The sequence below is a fragment of the Amycolatopsis magusensis genome, assembly GCF_017875555.1.
Lineage (GTDB): Bacteria > Actinomycetota > Actinomycetes > Mycobacteriales > Pseudonocardiaceae > Amycolatopsis > Amycolatopsis magusensis.
The window spans coordinates 7,218,484-7,240,399 of record NZ_JAGGMS010000001.1 but is presented as its reverse complement, the minus strand read 5'-3'; the positions used below and the strand labels follow the sequence as shown (position 1 = coordinate 7,240,399).

At 71.7% G+C, this 21,916-nt stretch carries 22 protein-coding genes; 9 read left to right on the top strand and 13 right to left on the bottom strand.

Annotated features, from left to right (window positions below):
• Positions 1-83: 83 nt before the first annotated feature.
• Positions 84-959, top strand: a complete 876-nt coding sequence (locus JOM49_RS32115) for a DUF4394 domain-containing protein (protein WP_209667921.1) — start codon at positions 84-86, stop codon at positions 957-959.
• Positions 960-1,042: 83 nt separating this feature from the next.
• Here the strand turns inward: JOM49_RS32115 and JOM49_RS32110 are convergent, their stop codons facing one another.
• From JOM49_RS32110 to JOM49_RS32090, 5 genes are all read right to left on the bottom strand, one after another.
• Complete coding sequence (locus JOM49_RS32110) at positions 1,043-1,249, bottom strand: formate dehydrogenase subunit delta (RefSeq protein WP_209667920.1); 207 nt, start codon at positions 1,247-1,249, stop codon at positions 1,043-1,045.
• 4 nt (positions 1,250-1,253) lie between these two features.
• The gene (gene fdhF / locus JOM49_RS32105) at positions 1,254-4,034 is read right to left on the bottom strand and encodes a formate dehydrogenase subunit alpha (RefSeq protein WP_209667919.1); all 2,781 of its coding nucleotides are present in this window, start codon (positions 4,032-4,034) and stop codon (positions 1,254-1,256) included.
• Complete coding sequence (locus tag JOM49_RS32100; RefSeq protein WP_209667918.1) at positions 4,031-5,578, bottom strand: formate dehydrogenase beta subunit; 1,548 nt, start codon at positions 5,576-5,578, stop codon at positions 4,031-4,033. The genes fdhF and JOM49_RS32100 overlap by 4 nt, the downstream gene beginning before the upstream one ends.
• Positions 5,575-6,045, bottom strand: coding sequence for a formate dehydrogenase subunit gamma (locus tag JOM49_RS32095; protein WP_209667917.1), 471 nt, complete (start codon positions 6,043-6,045; stop codon positions 5,575-5,577). Before JOM49_RS32095 ends, JOM49_RS32100 begins: the two co-directional genes overlap by 4 nt.
• Positions 6,046-6,128: 83 nt before the next feature.
• Positions 6,129-6,752, bottom strand: a complete 624-nt coding sequence (locus JOM49_RS32090) for a LysE family translocator (protein ID WP_209667916.1) — start codon at positions 6,750-6,752, stop codon at positions 6,129-6,131.
• 270 nt (positions 6,753-7,022) lie between these two features.
• Here JOM49_RS32090 and JOM49_RS32085 point away from each other — a divergent pair, with 270 nt between their 5' ends.
• From JOM49_RS32085 to JOM49_RS32060, 6 genes are all read left to right on the top strand, one after another.
• Positions 7,023-8,078 carry a WXG100 family type VII secretion target gene (locus tag JOM49_RS32085; RefSeq protein ID WP_209667915.1) on the top strand — a complete coding sequence of 352 codons (1,056 nt, stop codon included), beginning with the start codon at positions 7,023-7,025 and terminating at the stop codon, positions 8,076-8,078.
• A gap of 28 nt (positions 8,079-8,106) precedes the next feature.
• Positions 8,107-8,484: a hypothetical protein gene (locus JOM49_RS32080; RefSeq protein WP_209667914.1), complete on the top strand. Its 378-nt coding sequence runs from the start codon at positions 8,107-8,109 to the stop codon at positions 8,482-8,484.
• Positions 8,485-8,584: 100 nt separating this feature from the next.
• The gene (locus JOM49_RS32075) at positions 8,585-8,827 is read left to right on the top strand and encodes a DUF485 domain-containing protein (protein ID WP_209667913.1); all 243 of its coding nucleotides are present in this window, start codon (positions 8,585-8,587) and stop codon (positions 8,825-8,827) included.
• Positions 8,824-10,347: a solute symporter family protein gene (locus JOM49_RS32070; protein WP_308158943.1), complete on the top strand. Its 1,524-nt coding sequence runs from the start codon at positions 8,824-8,826 to the stop codon at positions 10,345-10,347. The genes JOM49_RS32075 and JOM49_RS32070 overlap by 4 nt, the downstream gene beginning before the upstream one ends.
• Positions 10,344-12,053: a thiamine pyrophosphate-requiring protein gene (locus JOM49_RS32065; RefSeq protein WP_209667912.1), complete on the top strand. Its 1,710-nt coding sequence runs from the start codon at positions 10,344-10,346 to the stop codon at positions 12,051-12,053. The genes JOM49_RS32070 and JOM49_RS32065 overlap by 4 nt, the downstream gene beginning before the upstream one ends.
• A 49-nt stretch (positions 12,054-12,102) precedes the next feature.
• Positions 12,103-12,885, top strand: coding sequence for an IclR family transcriptional regulator (locus JOM49_RS32060; RefSeq protein WP_209667911.1), 783 nt, complete (start codon positions 12,103-12,105; stop codon positions 12,883-12,885).
• Here JOM49_RS32060 and JOM49_RS32055 read toward each other — a convergent pair.
• On the bottom strand, positions 12,848-14,305 hold the full coding sequence (locus JOM49_RS32055; RefSeq protein ID WP_209667910.1) for a benzaldehyde dehydrogenase: 1,458 nt from the start codon (positions 14,303-14,305) through the stop codon (positions 12,848-12,850). The two genes, JOM49_RS32060 and JOM49_RS32055, sit on opposite strands and share 38 nt — an antisense overlap.
• Positions 14,306-14,398: 93 nt before the next feature.
• Here JOM49_RS32055 and JOM49_RS32050 point away from each other — a divergent pair, with 93 nt between their 5' ends.
• A complete protein-coding gene (locus JOM49_RS32050; RefSeq protein ID WP_209667909.1) occupies positions 14,399-15,343 on the top strand; it encodes a glutathione S-transferase family protein in 945 nt (314 codons plus the stop codon).
• Here JOM49_RS32050 and JOM49_RS32045 read toward each other — a convergent pair.
• From JOM49_RS32045 to JOM49_RS32025, 5 genes are all read right to left on the bottom strand, one after another.
• Complete coding sequence (locus JOM49_RS32045) at positions 15,340-15,825, bottom strand: nucleotidyltransferase domain-containing protein (RefSeq protein WP_209667908.1); 486 nt, start codon at positions 15,823-15,825, stop codon at positions 15,340-15,342. The two genes, JOM49_RS32050 and JOM49_RS32045, sit on opposite strands and share 4 nt — an antisense overlap.
• A gap of 59 nt (positions 15,826-15,884) precedes the next feature.
• Positions 15,885-16,400, bottom strand: a complete 516-nt coding sequence (locus JOM49_RS32040; RefSeq protein ID WP_209667907.1) for a lytic polysaccharide monooxygenase auxiliary activity family 9 protein — start codon at positions 16,398-16,400, stop codon at positions 15,885-15,887.
• Between the two features lie 220 nt (positions 16,401-16,620).
• A complete protein-coding gene (locus JOM49_RS32035; RefSeq protein ID WP_372444123.1) occupies positions 16,621-17,184 on the bottom strand; it encodes a GNAT family N-acetyltransferase in 564 nt (187 codons plus the stop codon).
• A complete protein-coding gene (locus JOM49_RS32030) occupies positions 17,157-18,110 on the bottom strand; it encodes a helix-turn-helix domain-containing protein (RefSeq protein WP_209667905.1) in 954 nt (317 codons plus the stop codon). Before JOM49_RS32030 ends, JOM49_RS32035 begins: the two co-directional genes overlap by 28 nt.
• Positions 18,111-18,117: 7 nt before the next feature.
• The gene (locus JOM49_RS32025) at positions 18,118-19,077 is read right to left on the bottom strand and encodes an alpha/beta hydrolase (protein WP_209667904.1); all 960 of its coding nucleotides are present in this window, start codon (positions 19,075-19,077) and stop codon (positions 18,118-18,120) included.
• Between the two features lie 185 nt (positions 19,078-19,262).
• Between JOM49_RS32025 and JOM49_RS32020 the strand changes: the two genes are divergently transcribed.
• Complete coding sequence (locus JOM49_RS32020; RefSeq protein ID WP_209667903.1) at positions 19,263-20,129, top strand: hypothetical protein; 867 nt, start codon at positions 19,263-19,265, stop codon at positions 20,127-20,129.
• A 178-nt stretch (positions 20,130-20,307) separates the two neighbouring features.
• Here JOM49_RS32020 and JOM49_RS32015 read toward each other — a convergent pair whose 3' ends face one another.
• Both JOM49_RS32015 and JOM49_RS32010 read right to left on the bottom strand, forming a co-directional pair.
• Positions 20,308-20,874 carry an ester cyclase gene (locus JOM49_RS32015; RefSeq protein WP_209667902.1) on the bottom strand — a complete coding sequence of 189 codons (567 nt, stop codon included), beginning with the start codon at positions 20,872-20,874 and terminating at the stop codon, positions 20,308-20,310.
• A gap of 63 nt (positions 20,875-20,937) precedes the next feature.
• A complete protein-coding gene (locus JOM49_RS32010) occupies positions 20,938-21,906 on the bottom strand; it encodes an LLM class flavin-dependent oxidoreductase (protein WP_209667901.1) in 969 nt (322 codons plus the stop codon).
• Positions 21,907-21,916 lie beyond the last annotated feature (10 nt).

Genomic DNA, 21,916 nt, shown 5'->3' with positions numbered 1-21,916 from the left:
CTCACGAAGACACCGCCCGGGGCGCTCGTGAAGGGTGTGGGCAGGCGGCAGGCAGCGTGGCGCCGAGAGTGAAGGGGAAACCGATGCAGGCACGGATCAAGCGTGGTGTCGCGGTGATGACCGCGGTGGTCGCGGCGGCGGCGGTCGCGGTCGGGCTGGCCGGACCCGGTTCGGCGGCGGAGGACGGGACGATGTCCCCGTCACTGCGGGCGTACGGGATCACCAGTGACGGCAAGTTGATGGCCACGTTCACCACGGACAGACCCGACGAGCTCAACTGGGTGCGCCGGGTGAGCGGGCTGATCACCGACACCTCGGTGATCGGCATCGACTTCCGCGTGCAGGACGGCAAGTTCTACGCGGTGGGCAACTACGGCGGCATCTACACGATCTCCCTGCCGACCGGGAACTCCGACGTGGTGGTGACGAAGGTTTCACAGCTGAGCGTCGGGCTGCACGGCACCACCTTCGGCGTCGACTTCAACCCGGCGGCCGATCGGCTGCGGGTGATCAGCGACGTCGGGCAGAACCTGCGGCACAACCTCCACGACGGCACCACGATCTCGGACTCGACGCTGAGCGCGACCCCCGGCGGCTCGGCGATCGCCGGGGTGACCGCGGCCGCCTACACCAACAACGACCTGAACACCACCACCGCCACGACGCTGTTCGACATCAACACCCTCAGCGCGCAGGTAGTCGTGCAGTCACCGGCCAACAACGGCCTGCTGGCCCCGACCGGCTCGCTCGGCACCACCGCCGCCACGAACGCCGGCGCGGACATCTACAGCGACGTGGTGGGCGGCAAGACCGTGTCGAACTCGGGGTTCGCCACACTGATCGGCTCGACCGGTGACGCGATGCTCTACGACTTCGACCCGCTGACCGGCGCGGCCGAGGCGCTCGGCATCTTCCCGTTGCTGATCACGGACATCGCCGTGGCGCTCGACACCAACTAGGTCCCCGGGGGCGGGTGAACACGAATGTGGCTTTCGGGGCGTATTCCGCTCCGAAAGCCACATTTGTGTCCGGTGCCGGGTGTTCAGCGCAGCAGGCGGACGGCGGCCTGGATGAGCGGGTCCACCGGGGACGGGTCGGCGGCGACCTGGGCCAGCAGGTCCGCTCGCATCCGCGGGTCCCAGAACTGCCGGATGTGCTGCGCGATCGTGGCCGCGGCCCGGTCCTCCGGCTGGCCGCGGAACTGCCGGGCGATTTCGTTGGCCAGCCGGACCTGGGGGTTGCCGCTCATGCGCCTACTCCGCCATCGCCGGAACCGCTGTGCGCAGCGCCACCTGCACCGCGGTCACCTTGTACTCCGGGCAGTTCGTCGCCCAGTCGGAGTTCTCCGTGGTCACCACGTTCGCCCCGGTCACCGGGTGGTGGAAGGTGGTGTAAACCACGCCGACCGGCATCCGGTCCGAGAGCACCGCCCGCAGCTTCGTCTCGCCGACCCGGCTGGCCAGCGACACCTCGTCGCCGTCGGTGATGCCGCGGACCTCGGCGTCGTGCGGGTGGATCTCGAGCAGGTCCTCGGGATGCCAGGCCACGTTCTTCGTGCGCCGGGTCTGCGCGCCCACGTTGTACTGGCTCAGGATCCGCCCGGTGGTCAGGATCAGCGGGAACTTGCGGGTGCTGCGTTCCTCGGTCGGCACGAACGTGGTCGGCACGAACCGGCCCTTGCCGCGCACGAACCCGTCCACGTGCATGATCGGCGTGCCTTCGGGGGCCTTGTCGTTGCACGGCCACTGCACGCTGCCGAGCTTGTCGAGCTTCTCGAACGACACCCCGGCGAAGGTCGGGGTCACCGCGGCGATCTCGTCCATGATCTCGCTGGTCCGCGCATACGACATCGGGTAGTCCATCGCCTGGGCGATCTCGCAGACGATCTCCCACTCGTGCTTGCCGGTCTTCGGCGCCATCACCGGGCGCACCCGGTTGATCCGGCGCTCGGCGTTGGTGAAGGTGCCGTCCTTCTCCAGGAACGAGGTGCCCGGCAGGAACACGTGCGCGAACTTCGCCGTCTCGTTGACGAACAGGTCCTGCACCACCAGCAGGTCCAGCGCTTCGAGCGCGGCGGTGACGTGCTTGGTGTTCGGGTCGGACTGCGCGATGTCCTCGCCCTGCACGAACAGGGCGCGGAAGGTGCCGTCGATCGCCGCGTCGAACATGTTGGGGATGCGCAGGCCCGGCTCGGCCATCAGCGGGCGGTCCCACAGCGTCTCGAACACCTCGCGCACCGCGTCGTCGGACACGTGCCGGTAGCCGGAGAGCTCGTGCGGGAACGAGCCCATGTCGCACGAACCCTGCACGTTGTTCTGCCCGCGCAACGGGTTGACCCCGACGCCCTCGCGGCCGATGTTGCCGGTCGCCATGGCCAGGTTCGCCATGCCCATCACCATGGTCGAGCCCTGGCTGTGCTCGGTGACGCCCAGTCCGTAGTAGATCGCGGCGTTGCCGCCGGTGGCGTAGAGCCGTGCTGCGGCCCGCAGTTCGGCTGCCGGGACACCGGTGATCCCTTCGACGGCCTCCGGGCTGTTCTCCGGGCGGGCGATGAACTCCGCCCAGCCGTCGAAGTCCTCGCATCGTTCATCCACAAAGGACTGGTCGACCAGTCCTTCGGTGACCACCACGTGCGCCATCGCGTTGACCACCGCGACGTTCGTGCCCGGCGCCAGCTGCAGGTGGTGCGCGGCTTCGACGTGCGGCGAGCGCACCAGGTCGATCCGGCGCGGGTCGATCACCACCAGCTTCGCGCCCTCCCGCAGCCGCCGCTTCATCCGCGAGGCGAACACCGGGTGCCCGTCGGTCGGGTTCGCGCCGATCACCACGATCACGTCGGACCGGGCCACGGACCGGAAGTCCTGCGTACCGGCCGAGGTGCCGAAGGTCTGCTTCAGCCCGTAGCCGGTGGGGGAGTGGCAGACCCGCGCGCAGGTGTCCACGTTGTTGTTGCCGAACGCGGCCCGCACCATCTTCTGCACCACGTACACCTCTTCGTTGGTGCAGCGGGAAGAGGTGATGCCACCGATGGCGCCGACGCCGTGGCGGGCCTGGACCTCGCGCATCTTCTCGGCCACGTAGGTGATCGCGGTGTCCCATTCGACTTCGCGCCACTCGTCGGTGATTTTCTCCCGGACCATCGGCTTGTACACGCGGTCCGGGTGGGTGGCGTAGCCGAAGGCGAACCGGCCCTTGACGCACGAGTGGCCCTCGTTGGCGCCGCCGTCCTTGTGCGGCACCATGCGCACCAGTTCGTCACCACGCAGTTCGGCCTTGAACGAGCAGCCGACCCCGCAGTAGGCGCAGGTGGTGAGCACGCTGCGGGTCGGCATGCCCAGTTCGACCACCGACTTCTCCTCCAGCGTGGCCGTCGGGCAGGCCTGCACGCAGGCACCGCAGGACACGCACTCGGAGTCCATGAACAGCTCGCCCGCGCTCGCGGCGACCTTGGACTCGAAGCCGCGGCCTTCGATGGTCAGCGCGAAGGTGCCCTGGACCTCACCGCAGGCCCGCACGCAGCGCGAGCAGGCGATGCACTTGGACGGGGTGAAGTCGAAGTAGGGGTTGCTGTGGTCGGTTTCGGCATCGAGGTGGTTCTCGCCCTCGTAGCCGTAGCGGACCTGGCGCAGGCCCACCACACCCGACATGTCCTGCAGTTCGCAGTCGCCGTTGGCCGAGCAGGTCAGGCAGTCGAGCGGGTGGTCGGAGATGTAGAGCTCCATCACGCCCTGCCGCAGCTTCTCCACCCGCGGGGTCTGCGTGCGGACCTTCATGCCCTCGGCGACCGGCGTGGTGCACGAGGCCGGGGTGCCGCGGCGGCCGTCGATCTCCACCAGGCACAGCCGGCACGAGCCGAAGGCCTCCAGGCTGTCGGTGGCGCACAGCTTCGGGATGTCGATGCCGGACAGCGCCGCCGCGCGCATCACCGAGGTGCCTTCGGGCACCGCGACGGGGTGGCCGTCGACCTCGAGCGAGACGGTGGCCGGGCCCGGCATCGCCGGGGTGCCGAGATCGTGTTCCTTGTACAGCGTCATGACTGGCTCTCCTGCCGCGCCGTGAAGTCGTCCGGGAAGTGGCGAAGGGCGCTGAGCACCGGGTTCGGCGTGAGCCCGCCCATCGCGCACAGCGATCCGTCGGTCATCAGGTCACAGAGATCGCCCAGCAGGGCCAGGTTCGCGTCGGGGTCCTCCCCGGCGACGATGCGGTCGATGGTCTCGACTCCGCGCACCGAGCCGACCCGGCAGGGCGTGCACTTGCCGCACGACTCCTCCGCGCAGAACTCCATCGCGAACCGGGCCATCGACGCCATGTCGACGGTGTCGTCGAAGACCACGATGCCGCCGTGGCCGAGCATCGCGTTCACCGCGGCGAACGCCTCGTAGTCCAGCGGCACGTCCAGCCGGTCCGCCGGGAGGTAGGCGCCGAGCGGGCCGCCGACCTGCACCGCGCGCACCGGCCTGCCCGAGCGGGTGCCCCCGCCGTAGTCGGTGATCAGCTCGCCGAGCGACATGCCGAAGGCCGTCTCGAACACCCCGCCGCGGGCGATGTTGCCCGCCAGCTGGAACACCTGCGTGCCGCGTGAGCGTTCGCGGCCCAGCGCGGCGTAGGCCTCGGCGCCGTCGGACAGGATCACCGGCACCGACGCCAGGGTGAGCACGTTGTTCACCACCGTCGGCTTGCCGAACAGCCCGGTGATCGCCGGGATCGGCGGTTTGGCGCGCACCATGCCGCGCTTGCCTTCCAGGCTTTCCAGCATGGAGGTCTCTTCACCGCAGATGTAGGCACCCGCGCCGACGCGCACGAACAGGTCGAACCGCCTGCCGGAGCCGAGGATGTCCTCGCCGAGCCAGCCGTGGGCGTAGGCGATCTCGATGGCCTGCCGCAGGGTCCGCACCGCGTCCGGGTACTCCGACCGCAGATAGACGTAGCCCTCGGTGGCACCGGTCGCGCAGGCGGCGATGGTCATGCCCTCGATCAGGCAGAACGGGTCGCCCTCGATCAGCATGCGGTCCGCGAAGGTCCCGCTGTCGCCCTCGTCGGCGTTGCAGCAGACGAACTTCGGTTCCGCCGGGGCGTCGAGCACGGTCTTCCACTTGATGCCGGCGGGGAACCCGGCGCCGCCGCGACCGCGAAGGCCGGATTCGGTCACCGCGGCGACCACCGCGGCCGGTTCCTGTTCGAGCGCCCGGCGCAACCCGGCGAGCCCGCCGTGGGCGAGGTAGTCCTCGGCGGACAGCGGATCGGTGACGCCCACCCGCGCGAAGCAGAGCCGCGTCTGGCCGCTCATCCACGGCAGGTCCTCGACGCGGCCGAGGTTCAGCTCGTGCTCGCCGTCGTCCAGGATCGCGGCGAGCACTTCGCCCGCGCGGCCGGGGGTGACCGGCCCGTAGCCGACGCGGCCCCGGTCGGTGACCACCTCGACCAGCGGTTCCAGCCACAGCATGCCGCGGGATCCGTTGCGCACCAGGCGGATGTCCTCACCCGCAGCTTCGGCCTGGCGGGCGATCGCGTCGGCGACGGCGTCCGCGCCGACCGAGACGGCCGCGGAATCGCGGGGGACGTAGATCGTGGTGGTCATGCTTTGCCCGCCTCCGCTTCGGCGATGATGCTGTCCAGTGCGGCCTCGTCGAGCCTGCCGTGCAGGCGCCCGTCGACCTGGGCTGCCGGGCCGAGCGCGCAGTTGCCCAGGCAGAACACCTGCTCGAGGGTCACCGAGCCGTCGGCCGTGGTCTGGCCGGCCTTGCTGCCCAGCACCTGTTCGGCGTGGGCGAGAAGGCGTTCCGCGCCGACCGACTGGCAGGCCTCCGCGCGGCACAGCTTCACCACGGTGCGGCCCGGCGGTTCGGTGCGGAAGTCGGTGTAGAAGCTGATCACCCCGTGCACGTCGGCGCGGGAAAGGTTCAGCTCCTTGGCCACCAGGGGCAGCAGTGCCTGGTCGAGGTAGCCGAATTCGGCCTGCAGCCCGTGCAGGACCGGCAGCAGCGCGCCCCGGTCACCGCGGTGTGCGTCGACCACGGCACGTGCGCGGTCGGCCATGTCGCTCATCGGTCCGCTCCCATCCGGCTAGGCTGCATACGGTATACACTACGGTACCGAGTTCGGCCGTGCCGGGAAAGGGGTGGAGCGGTTCAGCGGGATTCGGTGGCGAGCTTGACGCCCAGCCCGATCAGCACGGTGGCGGTCAGCCGGTCGAGCACGCGGCGCACGCGGTCGCGCAGCAGGAGGCGGCGGGCCCGGGCGGCGGTCCAGACGAGCAGCGGGTACCAGGCGAAGGTGACGGCCAGGTGGATGGCGACCAGGAGCGCGCCCCAGGCGGTCGACCCGGGGCCGACGGGCAGGAACTGGGGGAGCAGGCTGACGTAGAAGACGCCGACCTTGGGGTTGAGCAGGTTGGTGAGCAGACCGGCGCGCAGCGCCCTGGTGGCGGACCCGTCCTCCAGCGGCACGACCGGCCCGCGGTTGCGGGGGAGCGACTTCCAGAGGGCCGAGGCGCCCAGCCAGATGAGGTAGGCCGCGCCCGCGATGCGCACCACCTGGTAGGCGACCTCGGAGGCGGCGAGCAGCGCGGTGAGCCCGGCGAGGCTCGCCGTGGCCCACACCAGGCAGCCGAGCGCGATGCCGGTCACCGCCCGCAACCCGGCGCGCCGCCCGCCGAGCAGCGTGTGGCGCAGCACGAGGAGCGTGTCGATGCCGGGCGTGGCCACCCCGAGGAACGCGACGAGGGTCCAGGTGAGCAACGCCGTCTCCGACACGGGGCCTCCTCGGGCTTGCGGGGTGTTCCCGTCGTCATCCTGGCCGCGGTGGCGCCCCGCCTTCAAGAGCATTCGGGCACCCGGCGCGCCCCCCGCCAATGCTATGAGTGGGGCATTACTTGCGTTCAATGCAAGTAATGCCCCACTCATAGCATTCAGCGCGGGGTGGTGGCCGGAATGCCCGCTTGTCAGTGGGTAATTCGGCCGTCTGGCGAAGGCGGGGCGCGGGGAAGGCTCGGCGGTGGGGAGTTCCGCGGACGAGGAGGCGTGATGACAGGTGCGTTCCGGGTGGAGCCGGACGCCGCGAGATCGGTGGTCCGGTCGATGGAGGACCTCAACGCCACGGCGGCTTCCTCGGCCCGCGACGTCGGGTCGCTGGCCATCGACATCGCCTCGTTCGCCGCGATCGGCAGTTCCGTCGGCAGCGCCAACGCCTCCCTCCAGCAGCAGCTCACCGGCGCGCTCAGCCGGTTCGTCGAGCTGATCGGGCAGATCAGCGAGTACGTCCGGCTCTCCGCCGACGGCTACACCGCCGCCGACGAGGCCACCGCGCGCGGTTTCGGCGGCGGACCGGACACCGGCGGCACCCAGGGCGGCAGCGGCGGACAGCTCCCCGGCCCGCCCCCGCAGCCCGCCTCCGATCCGGGCGCCGGACCCCACGCTTCGCAGCAGCCGTCGCTGGCCGACCAGGCGACCTGGCAGGCGGCCAACGCGGGCGCCGACGTGGCCGACGGCATCGGCTGGACCAACGCCAGCAGCCACCTCAAGCACTTCCTGGACAACAGCGGCGCGCCGATCACCGTGGACGCCGACCAGATCAGCCGCGACGTGCCCTCCTTCCGCGGCGTGGTGGACCGGACGGTCGCCGAGCAGATGCGCCAGCTCGCCGCCGACGCCGCGCGCACCGGCAACTACGGCACCCCGGTCACCTTCGACTCCGGCTGGCACGGCCACTACCTCGGCCCCGCCGAAAGCAAGAACTGGTACTACGCGATGGGCGGCGTCCAGTACTCGGTCACCGGCGTGGCCACCGTGCACCCGCCCGCGCTCCCCGGCGGCGACCCGACCATCGAGATGGACTACCGCGCGCACGTGTTCGACCGCTACAACTGGGACGGCGGCAAGGCCACCCAGATCGGCCCGCTCACGGTCACCGACGCCTCGCTGGCCGAACTGCACCGCTCGGGACTGGCGCAGGAGTACAACATCTCCGGCTCCACCGACCCGCGGCACTACTCCGGCGCGGTACCCGGCGCCGGCACGCAGGTGAGCCTGCCGCAGAGCCCGGACAACCGCGACGGCACCCGCCTGGACATCCGGCGCTAGCATGCCCTTCAGCCAGGAGGAGGACCGGATGAGCACCCCAGCCGCGGCAGCGCTGGAGTCCGCTTTGGACTTCGGCGGCATCGTGCTGCCACCGGGCGCCGAGGTGCTCGGTGTACTCGACCAGCGCGGGATCGACCAGCTCTACGCGCTCGCGGTCGCCCTCGGACCGGACACAGTGGACGGTCTGCTGCGTGCTTCCGGTTTCGGCGGGGAACTCGAGCCGGGGCGGCAGGTGTTCCTGCCGCCGGTGCCCGGCTTCGACCCCGACCGCGGCACCGACATCGCTTCGGCGCAGGACGCGCTGCCCGCGGGCCGCCTCCGCCCGGCACGCGTGACCAGGGAGGTGCTCGTCGACCGCAGCGAACCGGCGCGGCCGGTGGCGCACCTCTGGTTCTACACCACCTGAAACCGGGAACCACCGCGATTCCGGGGAACGGAACGCCGTGGTTGCCGCCGCCCGTGCCCGGGCGTGAGGATCGGCCGGTCTTCGAAAGAAGGGTGGCCCCGTGCGCAATACCGAGTTGACCGTGCGGAAAAGAATCGCGCTCGGCGGCGGGCTCAGCGCGCTCGCGGTATTCCTCGCGGTGCCGGTGCTGACCGCGTTCACCCCGCTTTTCGACGGCTGGGTCGGGCCGCTCGGTGCCGGATATGTCGCGGGTGCCTTCGCGATCGTCTTCCCGCTCGGCGCCGCTTTCGCCTACGGCCGCTGGGCTGATCGCTGGGAAAGCCGGAACGAGGACCGCTCGTGAACGTGCTCGCGGTGCTCGTGGTGGCCGGGATCGTCGCGGTCACCCTCGGCCTGACCAGTTACGCGGCCCGGCGCAACAAGAGCACCGACGACCACTACATCGCCGGTGGCCGGGTCAGCGGCTGGCAGAACGGCCTCGCACTGGCCGGTGACCAGCTCTCGGCGGCCTCCTTCCTCGGCATCACCGGCGCGGTCGCGCTGACCGGGTTCAACGGCTTCTACCTCGCGCTCGGCATCCCGATCGCGTACCTGCTGGTGCTGCTGGTGATCGCCGAACCGCTGCGCAACCTCGGCCGGTTCACCCTGGCCGACGCCGTCGCCGCGCGGTTCGACGGGCGGCTGCTGCGCGCGGTGCTCGCGGTCGCGTCGCTGATTCTCAGCATCGTCTACATGGTCATCCAGTTCGTCGGCGCCGGGGTGCTGGCCCAACTGCTGCTCGGCGTGGAATTCCCGCTGGCGGTGGTGGTGATCGGGCTGCTGATGACGCTGTACACCATGCTCGGCGGCATGGTCGGCACCACCTACATCCAGGTGTTCAAGGCGATCCTGCTGATCGTGACCGTGCTGGGCCTGCTGGTGCTGATCGCGGTCCGCGTCGGCGGCAACCCGCTCGGCGCGTTGTTCGAAGCGCGGGAAACGTACGGGGACGACATCATCCTGCCGCGGCACGACAGCACGGCCTCCGCGTTCAACAACGTTTCCCTGAGCCTGGGCATGGCATTGGGCATCATGGGCCTGCCGCACGTGATGGTGCGATTCCTGACCGTGCGCGACGCGAAAGCCGCGCGCAATTCCGCGCAGGTGGCGATGTGGATTTTCGCGTTGTTCTTCCTCGCGTTGCCGGTATTCGGCTATGCCGCGCTGAACGAGGTCGGCCGGGACCGGATCATCGCCGACAACAAGGCGGGCAACCTGGCCGCGCCCCGGCTCGCGGAAATGGTCGGCGGCAACCTGATGTTCGCGATCGTGGTGGGCGTGGTGATGGCGACCATCCTCGCGGTGCTCGCCGGGCTGGCCATCGCCTCCTCCGGCGCGGTCGCCCACGACCTCTACAGCACGGTGCTCAAACGCGGGAACGTCACGCAGCGACAGCAGTTGCTGGTCGGCAGGCTCGCCGGGGTGGCGGTCTCGGTGGTGGCGATCGTGCTGGCGCTGGGCGCGCGCACGCTGAACGTGGCCTTCCTCGGCACCGTGGCGTTCGCGATCGCGGCGAGCACCACGATGCCGGTGCTGCTGCTGACCATCTACTGGCGCGGGTTCAACCGCGTAGGCGCCACCTGCGGTCTGCTCGGCGGGCTCGTCGTGTCGGTCGGGCTGGTGCTCGTGGGCCCGGACGTGATGGGGGAGGCGCACCTGTTCCCGTTGTCCATCCCGGCGCTGGTCTCGGTGCCGGCCGGGTTCCTCGCCGCCTGGCTGGGCAGTCTGGCCGGGCGGAACAACGCGGCGGCCAGGGGCATGCCGTACGACGAACTCGCCGCGCGGGCCTTCCCCGGCCGCGGGCGGGCGGAGGTGACCGCATGAGCTGCACCACCAGCCAGGCCTTCCTCGAAGCTCTGCGCGAAGGCGGCGTCGAATACGTCTTCGCGAACCTGGGCAGCGACCACCCCGGCATCGTCGAGGCTTACGCGCGCGCCAGGGCCGAGGACCGGGCGGAAGCGCTGCCCGAACTGATCATCTGCCCGCACGAAAGCGTCGCGTTCTCCGCCGCGCAGGGCTACGCGCAGGTCACCGGCCGGGCGCAGGCGGTGCTGGTGCACGTGGACTGCGGCACCCAGAACATCGGCGGCATGCTGCACAACGCCGCCAAGGGCCGGGTGCCGGTGCTGGTCTTCGCCGGTGCCTCGCCGTTCACCCAGGACGGCGAGCTGACCGGCAGCCGCAACGAGTTCATCCAGTGGATCCAGGACGTGCACGACCAGCGCGGGATCGTCCGCGGGTACACCAAGTACGACAACGAGATCCGCACCGGGCACAACGTCAAGACGGTCGTCGGCCGCGCGCTGCAGATCGCGCACAGCGAACCCGCCGGGCCGGTGTACCTGGTCGGCGCGCGGGAGGTGATGGAGTCCGAGGTGCCGTGCCAGGACCCCGTCCGCCCCATCCCGATCGCCCCGGCCGCGCTGGCGCCGCAGGTCGTCGACCGGCTCGCCGAAGCGTTGCGGGAGGCGGAAAACCCGCTCGTGGTCACCTCCTACCTCGGCCGCGACCCGGGGGCCGTGCCGGTGCTGGTCCAGCTGTGCGAGCGGCTGGCGATGCCGGTGCTCGAATCGGTGCCGATGCGGGTGAACTTCCCCGCCGACCACCCGCTGCACCTCGGGTTCCAGTGGAACACCACCGAACCCGATCCGGTGCTCGCCACCGCGGACGTGGTGCTGGTGCTCGGCAGCGACGTGCCGTGGATCCCGCTGAGCAACCGGCCGCGGGCCGGCGCGCGCATCTTCGTGGTCGACGTCGACCCGCTCAAGGAACAGATGCCGCTGTGGCACATCCCGGCGGAATGCTTCGCCCGCGCCGATCCGCGGACCGCGCTGCACCAGCTCCTCGAGCGGATCGGCGAGCAGCCGGACGCCGGGCGCCTGGCCCGCGTCACCGCCGAGCACCGGCGCCGCACCGGGGAGTACGCGGCGCTGGAACACCCGGACGGCGACACGATCACCCCCGAATACCTGCTCGCCTGCCTGCGCGACGCGATCGACGACGACACCCTCGTGCTGACCGAGGCGATCTCCAGCTACCAGGCCGTCGGCAGGCACCTGCGGCGCAACCGGCCCGGGTCGCTGATCGGCTCGGGCGGGGGTTCGCTCGGCTGGCACGCGGGCGCGGCGATCGGCGCGAAGCTGGCCGACCCCGGCCGCACGGTCGTTTCGGTGGTCGGGGACGGCAGTTACCTGTTCGGCGTGCCGTCGTCGGCGCACTGGGTGGCCCGGCGGTACGGCACGCCGACGCTGACCGTCGTGCTGGACAACCGCGGCTGGAAGTCGCCGAAGCTGTCCACCCTGGGCGTCCACCCGCACGGCACCGCGGCCGAGCGCGACGACTTCAACGTCAGCTTCGAACCCGAGGCCGACCTGCCCGGGATCGCCACGGCCGCCGGTGGCGCCTGGGGCCAGACCGTGCGGCATCCCGAGGAGCTGAAGGAGGCGCTGGCCGAGGCGCTGGCGGCGGTCGGCGGCGGCCGGTCGGCGGTGCTCAGCGTGCACCTGCCGCCCGTCCAGGCGTCCCGCTGAGTGGAACGCTCGCTTGCCCAGCGCGGACGCACCGAGCAACATCACCCCGATGAGCGGTGAATCCGCACCGGCACCGAAGTCGGTGCTGGCGCGAGGGCTGTCCCTGCTCGACGCGTTCACCCCGGGTGAACCCGAGCTGAGCCTCGGTGAGCTCGCGGCCCGCAGCGGCCTGCCCAAACCGACCGCCCACCGCCTGCTCGGCGAGCTGGTCGACTGGGGTGCGCTCGAACGCACCGGGCACGGCGGCTACCGGCTCGCGGCGAAGCTGTTCCGCCTCGGCCAGATGGTGCCGCGCTACCGGATGCTGCGCGAAGCCGCGATGCCCTACCTCGAAGGCCTGCAGCGCGCCAGCCGCGAGAACGTGCACCTCGCCGTGCCGGACGACCTGTGCACGCTGTTCGTGGAGAAGCTCAGCGGCGGCGAATCGATGGTGATCCGGTCCAGGGTGGGCGGCCGGATGCCCGCGCACTGCACCGCCACCGGCAAGGTGTTCCTCGCCTGGGGCGGGCACGACCGGCTGCGCCGCGCGGTCGACGCCGGGCTGGCGCGGCTGACCCCGCGCACCATCGTGCTGCCCGGCCTGCTGCACCGCGATCTGGAGCGCACCAGGGAACGCGGGGTCGGGATCAACCTGGAGGAGGCCGAGCCGGGCGTCACCGCGGTGGCCGCCCCGGTGCTCGGCGCGCACGGCGAGGTGGTCGCCGCGCTGTCCATCACCGGGCACACCCGGCGGCTCGACCTGGACCGCTGCGGGACCGCGGTCCAGGCCGCCGCCGGGGCGCTGTCGGCGGCACTCAGAAGGGATACCCCGCCACGTCCCCGCGCAGGGTGACCCAGCGGGTTTCGGTGAACGCCTCGATGTTCGCCGCCGCGCCGCCGAAGCGCGAGCCGGTGCCGGAGGCGAGCACGCCGCCGAACGGGGCGTGGGCCTCGTCGTTGACCGTCTGGTCGTTGATGTGCGCGATCCCGGTCGGGATGCGGTCGGCCAGCGACAGTCCTTTCGAGACGTCCGGCGTGACGATGCCCAGCGAAAGGCCGTACTCGCTGGCGGAGGCCAGTGCCACGGCCTCGTCGTCGCTGCCGAAGCGGGCGACCGGGGCGACCGGCCCGAAGACCTCCTGCGCGTAGGCCGGCACCTCCGGCCCGGCGTCGGCGAGCACCGTCGGCCGGTAGAACAGGTCCTCGTAGGTGCCGCCCGCGGCCAGCCGCGCCCCGCTGTCCACACTGGACTCGACCAGCCGGTGGATCTTGTCGCGCTGCCCGCCGTCGATGATCGGGCCGAGCGCGACCGGCTCGGTGGCCGGGTTCCCGACCGGCAGGCTGTCCGCCTTCTCGGCCAGGCGCGCCACGTATTCGTCGTAGAGCGATTCGTGCACCAGGTGACGGCCGGTGGTCATGCAGATCTGGCCCTGGTGGAAGAAGGAACCCCAGGCGGCGGCGCTGATGCAGTGGTCGAGGTCGGCGTCGGCGAGCACGAGCAGCGCGGAGTTGCCGCCCAGTTCGAGGTGGGCGCGCTTGAGGTGGCGGCCGGCGAGCTCGCCGACCGCGCGACCGGCGGCGGTGGACCCGGTGAACGAGATGACCCGCACGTGCGGGTCCTCGACGAGGGCCGCTCCGGCCGCGGCGGCACCGGGCAGCACGTGCAGCACGCCCTCGGGCAGCCCGGCCTCGGCGAAGACCGCCGCGAGCGCGAACCCGCCGCACACCGCGGTCCGCGGGTCGGGCTTGAGCACGACCGCGTTGCCCAGCGCCAGCGCGGGCGCGACCGAGCGGATGGACAGGATCAGCGGCGCGTTGAACGGCGCGATCACGCCGACCACGCCCGCGGGCACGCGGCGCACCATGCTCGTGCGAGGCGCCTCGCTGGGCAGCAGCTCGCCGAGCGGACGCGAGGGGAGCGTCGCCGCTTCGTAGCACTCCTGCGCCGCGACGTGGAGTTCGAAGTCGGCCTTGCCGGGCACGCTGCCCGCCTCGCGGACGAGCCAGCCACGCAGTTCGTCGGCGTGTTCCTCCCACAGCCGACCGGCGCGCCGCAGCACCGCCGCGCGCTCCTGGAACGGCCGGGCCGCCCAGTCGCGCTGCGCCTGCGCGGCGCGCTCGGCGGACCGGGCGATCGCCGCCGGATCCGCCAGCCCGTACCTGCCGAGTTCGGCGCCCGTCGCCGGTTCGGTCACCAGGCCGTCGGCGCCGGTCGACTCCCAGCCGCCGGTGAAGACCTTGCCCTGCCACTGTGCTTCGTCGAGTAGTGCCACGGCGACATGATCCGCCTGTCACGCGCCGATGGGGAACCGTCCCTTCCGGCCACCGGAACGCGGGTGACCTTCTCCGGGGCTAGGGTGGGAAGCATGGCTGAGGAGTTCAAGCGGGCCCCGAACCACTTCCAGGGGCGGCCGCTGGCCGACGGGTCGTCGCCGTGGCCGGTGGAGGCGGGGCGGTACCGGCTGGTGGTCAGCCGCGCGTGCCCGTGGGCGAGCCGCGCGATCATCGTGCGGCGGCTGCTCGGGCTCGAGGACGCGATCTCGATGGCCGTGGTGGACCCCATCCAGGACGAACGCAGCTGGCGCTTCACCCTCGACCCCGGCGACCGCGACCCGGTGCTGGGCATCCGCTTCCTGGCCGAGGCCTACCAGGCCGCCGAGCCCGGCTACGACGGTGGCGTGAGCGTGCCCGCGCTGGTCGACGTGCCCAGCGGCAAGCTCGTCTCGAACGACTACCCGCAGCTCACCCTCGACTTCTCCACGGAATGGACCGCCCACCACCGCGAAGGCGCGCCCGAGCTGTACCCCGAGCACCTGCGTGCCGAGATCGACGCGGTCAACGAGGTGGTCTTCCGCGACATCAACAACGGCGTCTACGCCATCGGCTTCACCCGCGACCAGGCCGCCTACGACCGCCGCTTCAACCGCCTGTTCGACCGGCTCGACGAGCTGTCCCAGCGCCTGGAATCCCGCCGCTACCTGGTCGGTGACACGATCACCGAGGCCGACATCCGGCTGTTCGTCACCCTGGTCCGCTTCGACGCGGTCTACCACGGCCACTTCAAGTGCAACCTGCTCAAGCTCACCGAGATGCCGGTGCTCTGGGCCTACACCCGCGATCTGTTCCAGACCCCCGGGTTCGGCGACACCGTCGACTTCGACCACATCAAGCGCCACTACTACGTGGTGCACGACAACATCAATCCCAGCGGGATCGTCCCGGCCGGACCGGACCTGTCGGGCTGGGCGACGCCGCACGGGCGCGAAGAACTGGGCGGGCGCCCGTTCGGGGACGGGACACCACCGGCCTAGAACGCGGGGTTCACGCCGAATTCGGCACGCAGGAGGGCCATGTCGTGCCGGTCGCGGTCCCGCGGGGGATAGCCCTGGTGAAAGCGCAGTTGCTGGGCCACGGAAAGACATGGCACTTCGACGCCGTCGATCCGGCCGGTGACGAAGCAGTCGGCGGGGTAGTGGAAAGTCGCGCCCTGGTCGTCGGCCGCCTGGGTGGCCGAGCCGTCCGCGGCGAACGTGACCGGGTGCAGGTCCACTTCGGCGGGACCGTCCCAGACGAACCGCACGGGCCGCAAGTTCAGCGTTTCGGCGAAACCCGCGTCGGCCAGCACCGCCAGTGCGGCGGGTTCACCGGTTTCGTCGTGGATCAGATCCAGATCGGCGTGCGGTCGAGTCTGCCTGCCGACCAGGGCGTCGACGCCCCAGCCGCCGCCGATCCACACCCGCGCGCCCGCCGCGTCGACCTCGCGCAGCAATTCCAGTACCAGCGCGGCTTCCACGGTCGAAAGTCTAGTCAGCGCGGAGGGCGGCCGTTCCCCGGCCGCCCTCCGCGGGTGGATCAGCTGACCTGCAGGTCGATGCAGGCGTAGAAGGCGTTCGTGGTGTCCGCGACGTTCCAGATGGCCAGCACGGTCTGACGGCCGCTGGCGGGCAGGTTCACCTCGTGGGTGACCGTGGCCGGCGGCTGCTGGCCGCCACCGTCGATGTCGGCGACCTTCTGCCCGCCCACGTAGTACTCGTAGTTCGAGGTCTTGTGGCGCGCGGTGAAGGTCCAGGTGAAGTTCACCGTCCGGCCGACCGGAGCCGCCTGCCACGGCTTGCTGTTGTCGTTCAGTTCGGCGAACTGCGGCACCCCGCCGTTGCACTCGCGCAGGCCCTTGGGGCCTTCCACGCTCTGCGGTTCGTAGGAGATCGCACCGCATTCGACCACGCCCTGCGCGCACTGCGCCTGGCGGCTGGCGGGGGCGTTGACGTAGCCGTGGGCGCTGGCCGTACCGGCCGGAATGGCCACCAGCGCGACCGGGGCGACAGCGGCACCCAGTGCGGCGGCGAGCAGTTTCCTCTTGGCGGTCATGTCAGCTCCTTCAGTGAAGCCATGGGGGAAGGGAGAATTGCGTTCCTCTGCGGGGTCTCCGCTCGATGTGGTCTAGACCATACGCCCGGTGGTGGACATGGTCAAGAGATGCCGGAACCTTGGCTGGGTTGGTGACTTACCGACGCAAGTAGGTTGTGCCGGCGGCGGGTCGCCGCTACGGCGGCCGGGTCGTTCCGTGGGCGGTCCTTTGTGGACGCGGTTACCAGACATCTCCGTTGCGCCACTCGCAACTCAGCGCCCCGGTGCGGTCCAGCGGGGTGCTTCCGGGCAGCACGAAGACCGAGTCGTCGTCTTCTTCGGTCCGCTGCAAGCCTTCCGGGGCGAGCACCGAGGTCGGGCCCTGCCAGCGCGACCAGCCGCGCGCGGTGTAGAACGCGATGCCTTCCTCGCTGGCGCTCAGTGCGCCCAGGTCGTAGGCGTTCCGGGCGATGCGCTCCAGTTCCGCCATGATCCGGCCCGCGTGACCGCGCCGCCTGCGGTCGGCACGGACGGCGACGGCCTCGACGTAACCGGCACGCAGCGCGCGGCCGTCGTGGACGAACTGCCGTTGCACGATCGAGCCGTGGCCGATCAGGCCGCCGCTCTCGTGCACCAGGACGTGCATACCGCCGAGCGAGTGATCCCAGTCGTCATCGGAGAAGTCGCCCTCGAAGACCTCGTCGAGCAGTCCGCGCACGGCGGTGAGCGTGGCCGCGCCGAGGTCGGCGGTGTGGGCGGTGGACAGGTCGGTCACGGTTACCCCAAGTTCCGGTGCAGGCGCCACAGCGCGATCGCCAGGTGCAGGCGCAGCCGTCCCGGGGGTTCCCGGACCGGCCAGCCCAGCAGGTGCTCACCCTGGGTGAGTCGTTCCTGCAAGGTGGAATGGTGCACCACCAGCGTGCTCGCCGCGGTACGCAGGCTCGGGCTGGCCGCCACGGCGACCAGCGTCGGCAGTACCCACGGCGCGCTCGACCGGGCGCGGTCCAGCGCCAGCACGTCCGGCGCCGGTTCGGTGTCCGGCCCGACGGCGGTGGCCAGCACGGCGAGTCCGCCCAGCTCGTCGGCGTGCACCACGCGCGGGCCGGGGTCGGGCTCGGTGGCGGCGAAGCGCAGCGCGGTCCGGGCCGCCGCCCACGACGAGGGCAGCTCCAGCACGGGTACCACCGGTCCGACGCCCTGCCGCTGCTCGCCGGGGATCGGCGTACCGGCGGACTCGACCCGGAACCGGCCGGCGTCGAGCGCGACGGCCCTGGCCGTCTCACCGAGACCGAGCCGCCGGGCCGCGCGCAGCCGCGACTCCACCGGCGCGGCCGCGTCCAGCACGACCTCGCGCGGCTCCCGCGCGGCGGTCCGGTCGAGCACGCCGTGCACGGCCGAGACGGCGCGTTCGACCACCATCGCGCCGACCGGACCGGCGGGCCCGGGCCGCTCCAGCCAGAACTCCCCGCCGGGCCGCAGTTCCGCGTGCGGCCAGTCCGGGTCCGGTGGGGTGCCGTCGCCGAGTCGCTGTCCGTCGGGGTCGACGCGGATCCGCAGGCGGCGTTCCGGCACACTCAGCCGCGCCACGCACCCGGCGAGCACCGCGGCACCCCGCACGATCGCCTCCGGCCCGGCCCGCGACTCGACCAGCCGGTCGAAGTAGGCGATCACCTTGACCGCCGCGCCGGCGTCCGGGTCGAGGGCGGACAACCGGCCGACGAGATCCTTCATCCCCCCATCATGCGCCGAGCACGCGCCGGAGCCACGGCAGTCGCGGGGCCCGTGCCGCCGCGGAGACCGCGGCCTGCGGCGCCAGGCCGTCGAACCCGTGGAACCCGCCGGGCCAGACGTGCAACTCGGCCTGCCCGCCCGCCTGCCACAACCGCGTCGCGTACTCGACGGCCTCGTCGCGGAAGGTCTCCGCCGAGCCGACGTCGATGAACGCCGGAGGCAGGCCGGACAGGTCCCCGGCCCGCGCGGGCGCCGCGTACGGCGACACGTCCGGAGTGCCGCGCCGGTCGCCGAGCAGGGCGGTCCAGCCGACCTCGTTCGCGGCGCTGTCCCAGATGCCGAGCCCGGTCATCTGCCGTGCTGACGCGCTGTCGTTGCGATCGTCGAGCATCGGGCACAGCAGCATCTGCGCGGTCAGCTCCGGGCCGCCGCGATCACGCGCGAGCAGCGCGGTCGCCGCGGCGAGCCCGCCGCCCGCGCTGACCCCGGCGAGCACGATCGGACCGGTGCCGAACTGCCCGGCGGTCCACTCCAGCCCGGCGTAGCAGTCCTCGACCGGCGCCGGGTGCGGGTGCTCCGGGGCGAGCCGGTAGCCGACCGAGATCACGGCAAGCCCGAGCTCGGCGGCCCAGTCGAGGGCGTAGGCAAGGTCGGGGGAGCGCTCGCTGCCGAGGATCATGCCGCCGCCGTGCACGTAGTAGATCGCGCCGGCCGCGGCCCGGACGGGACGGCAGACGAGCAACCGCACCTCGGGCCCGTCCGCCGGTCCGGGCACGGTGAGCTCCTCGAACTCGAAGTCGCCGCCGTGGCGCAGGTCCTCGTCGGTCAGTTCGCGGCCGGCGTACTCGGCCCGGCGGGCGGGGATGTCCACTTCGGCGAACCGGGTGGGCATCTGTTCACGGAGCACCTCCAGCGCGGCGGCCAGTTCGGCGTCGAACGGCGGCGGGGTTGGGGCGGTCGTGGTCATCGGTTCTCCCTCGGCTCGGGTCCTGCCGTCATCTTCGGCCGTGCCCGGCCAGCCACGCGGCGGGAATCCCCCGCCAGGTGGCGGTCCGCGCGTGCAGGGCTCTGTGCCACCCGTGCAGTTTCCCCGATCCGGCTCGCCGCGGGGTGGTTCGCTGCGGCGCAGTAGTCGGTGAAGGGAGGAACAGGGTGAACAGGAAGAGCCGCCGCGGCGTCGTGGCGCTCGTCGCACTGCTCGCGGCGGGGGCGTTCACGACGCCCGCGGCGGGCAGCACGAACGCGGTCGCCGACACGATCGCCGGGGACCGCGCCACCGTGCGCGAGTACCCGGGCAGGCTCGTGCTGGCGAACGCCCGTGACCGCGATCCGGTGCAGGTGACCGCGTACTGCGGCGAGTGGGCGCGCGTCCAGGTGAACGCGCCGCACGCGATGGCCACCCCGGTCGGCTGGGTGCTGCGCGCGAACCTGACCAAGGCGAGCAAACCGGGGGGACTGGACGGGGTGCCGGAGCGCTGCGGCATCGACGCCGATCGCTGGCGCGACTGGGTCGGGGCGATCAACGCGCCGTTCCATTCGGTCCGCAAGGTCACCGTCGACGGCAGCACCGGCTGGCGGCGGATCACCTTCGGCACCGGGGTGCACCTGACCGCGTCGGCCGAGTGCACGCCGTCGCTGAACTACACCAGGGTCGGCGACGGCCCCGATGTGGTGGACGCGGGCCAGCGGGTGCGGTTGGACCTGGCGAAGGTGAGCTACCGGTACGTCACGGTGGACGGGTCCGTGGCGCTGATCAGCGCGCCGCGGGCGGGCCAGAGCTACGGGGTCTGGTCGTTCGTGCCGTCGAAGTGCTTGCAGCCCAAGGGTCGCGAGCACGTCTACTTCGACGAACCGGTGGCACAACTGGAAAACATCGGCGGGCTCGAACTGGGCAAGAGCTACTCCGACGCCACCATCCGCGCGCGGGGCTACTCGGCCGGGCTCCTGAGCCCGGTGCGCCCGTCGTTCGGCTACTGGCCGGACCCGGAGCCGGACAACCGCCCGGCCTGCCCGGTGTGACCGGCTGAGGGTGACGTGGCCGGGGACACAAATGTGGCTTTCGGGGCGGATTCGGCCCCCAAAGCCACATTCGTGTCATCGGTGGCTTCGGGGGCGGATGGGGCGAGTGTGGGGTTCGGCTGCGCGAGTGTGGAACTCGGCTTCCTGAACGTGGGGTTCGGACTCCTGAACGTGGGGGTCAGGGGAGGGGGCGGAGGGTGGGGGCGGTGGTGTCGGTGAGGCGTGGGTCGGCGGGTTCGCCTGCCATGGTGAGCAGGCCGCGCACGAGTTTCAGCAGCAGCGGCCAGTTTTTCGGGTTCTTCTTGTCGACGCCGCCGATGAGCTGCTTCAGCATGGACAGCGAGTCGAAGTAGATGCGTTCGCAGACCAGCTTTTCTTCGGCGTCGAAGACGAAGTACGCGGTCATGCGCACGCGGAACGGCGAGCCGGTGGCGGGCAGTTTGCCGAACGGGCCGAGGTGCGTGCCCAGCAGCCAGAATTCCACGATCACCGCGTCCGCGCTGTGGCGCAGGGCGATCAGTTCGTGCCGCTGGTCGGGGAACGCGGCCCGGGTGGCCTGGTAGTAGTCGCGCACGGCGTGGTCGCCGTCGTGCACGGTCATCGTGGCGATCAGTTCGTAGTGCGGGTGCGGGAAGGTCGACAGGGTGGCGTCCCAGTCCTGGGCGACCTCGTCGTGGAAGTGGTCGAGGACCAGCTTCTGCCGCGCTTCGAGCACCTCGGTCCCGGGAATGTCGAATTCGCTCATGCCGCGATCATTCCCGGGACCGCGACCCCGGTGGCGCCGACCCCAGTGGCGGCGACCCCGGGTTCAGTTCCTCGCCGCCGCCGCGACCTCCCCCGCCGCCGCCACGGCCTGCTCCTCGTCCCCGACCGGGATCAGCACCACGGACTCCGCGCCCGCCCCGTGCAGGGCGCGCACCTGTTCCACGCACCGCTCGAGGTTCCCGGAGATGCTGAGCCGGTCGACCCACTCCGGCGGCAGTTCGGCCGCCAGGTCCGCCTTCTGCTCGATCAGCGACAGCAGGTCTCCGGCGAAGGGTAGCGGCCGGATGTGCGGCGCGGTCGACTCACGCAGGCAGCCGACCACCCACGGCCGCACCCGCGCCCGTGCCTGCGCCGGATCCTCGTCCAGGGCGAACCAGTTGTAGGCGACGATCGAATGGTGCTCCGGCGCACCCGGCTCGCCCGCGCCCTCGGCGATGCTGGCCAGCGCCGCCCGCACGTATTCCGGGCTGGACGGCTCGGCCAGGATCGTGCCGTCCGCCGCGGCCCCCGACACCGCCAGCGAACGCGGCCCCCGCACCCCGCTCAGCACCCGCGGCACCACCTCGGGCGGGAACTCCAGCTGCACGTCGTCGAGCTGGACGTGCTTGCCCTGCAAGGAGATCCGCTCGCCGTTGAGCAGCCCCCGCACCACGGTCAGCGTTTCGCGCAGCGCGGCCAGCGGCGACGGGGGATAGGCGCCGATCTGCCGCATCCACGAGGGCACTCCGTGGCCGAACCCGGCGATCAGCCGCCCCGGGTGCAGCCCGGCGAGGGTGGCCAGCTCCATCGCCGCGATGGCCGGGTTGCGCGCCACCGTCGGCAGCACGCCGATGCCGACGGTGATGCGCTCGGTCGCGGCCAGCGCGGCGGCCGCGGTGGCCACCCCGCCGGTGTAGAAGCAGTCCTCGACCACCCACACCTCGTCGAGACCGGCTTCCTCGGCCCGCCGGACCAGGCCGACCAGCCGCGCCGGCGGCAGCCGGCACGGGATCATCACGCCCACACGATTCATGTCGGGGACC

What these genes read in the sequence shown, in the direction of transcription:
- JOM49_RS32115 (WP_209667921.1), top strand. Translation starts at nt 84, where the DNA reads ATGCAGGCACGGATCAAGCGTGGTGTCGCGGTGATGACCGCGGTGGTC.
- JOM49_RS32110 (WP_209667920.1), bottom strand. Translation starts at nt 1,249, where the DNA reads ATGAGCGGCAACCCCCAGGTCCGGCTGGCCAACGAAATCGCCCGGCAG.
- fdhF (WP_209667919.1), bottom strand. Translation starts at nt 4,034, where the DNA reads ATGACGCTGTACAAGGAACACGATCTCGGCACCCCGGCGATGCCGGGC.
- JOM49_RS32100 (WP_209667918.1), bottom strand. Translation starts at nt 5,578, where the DNA reads ATGACCACCACGATCTACGTCCCCCGCGATTCCGCGGCCGTCTCGGTC.
- JOM49_RS32095 (WP_209667917.1), bottom strand. Translation starts at nt 6,045, where the DNA reads ATGAGCGACATGGCCGACCGCGCACGTGCCGTGGTCGACGCACACCGC.
- JOM49_RS32085 (WP_209667915.1), top strand. Translation starts at nt 7,023, where the DNA reads ATGACAGGTGCGTTCCGGGTGGAGCCGGACGCCGCGAGATCGGTGGTC.
- JOM49_RS32080 (WP_209667914.1), top strand. Translation starts at nt 8,107, where the DNA reads ATGAGCACCCCAGCCGCGGCAGCGCTGGAGTCCGCTTTGGACTTCGGC.
- JOM49_RS32065 (WP_209667912.1), top strand. Translation starts at nt 10,344, where the DNA reads ATGAGCTGCACCACCAGCCAGGCCTTCCTCGAAGCTCTGCGCGAAGGC.
- JOM49_RS32060 (WP_209667911.1), top strand. Translation starts at nt 12,103, where the DNA reads ATGAGCGGTGAATCCGCACCGGCACCGAAGTCGGTGCTGGCGCGAGGG.
- JOM49_RS32050 (WP_209667909.1), top strand. Translation starts at nt 14,399, where the DNA reads ATGGCTGAGGAGTTCAAGCGGGCCCCGAACCACTTCCAGGGGCGGCCG.
- JOM49_RS32040 (WP_209667907.1), bottom strand. Translation starts at nt 16,400, where the DNA reads ATGACCGCCAAGAGGAAACTGCTCGCCGCCGCACTGGGTGCCGCTGTC.
- JOM49_RS32030 (WP_209667905.1), bottom strand. Translation starts at nt 18,110, where the DNA reads ATGAAGGATCTCGTCGGCCGGTTGTCCGCCCTCGACCCGGACGCCGGC.
- JOM49_RS32025 (WP_209667904.1), bottom strand. Translation starts at nt 19,077, where the DNA reads ATGACCACGACCGCCCCAACCCCGCCGCCGTTCGACGCCGAACTGGCC.
- JOM49_RS32015 (WP_209667902.1), bottom strand. Translation starts at nt 20,874, where the DNA reads ATGAGCGAATTCGACATTCCCGGGACCGAGGTGCTCGAAGCGCGGCAG.
- JOM49_RS32010 (WP_209667901.1), bottom strand. Translation starts at nt 21,906, where the DNA reads ATGAATCGTGTGGGCGTGATGATCCCGTGCCGGCTGCCGCCGGCGCGG.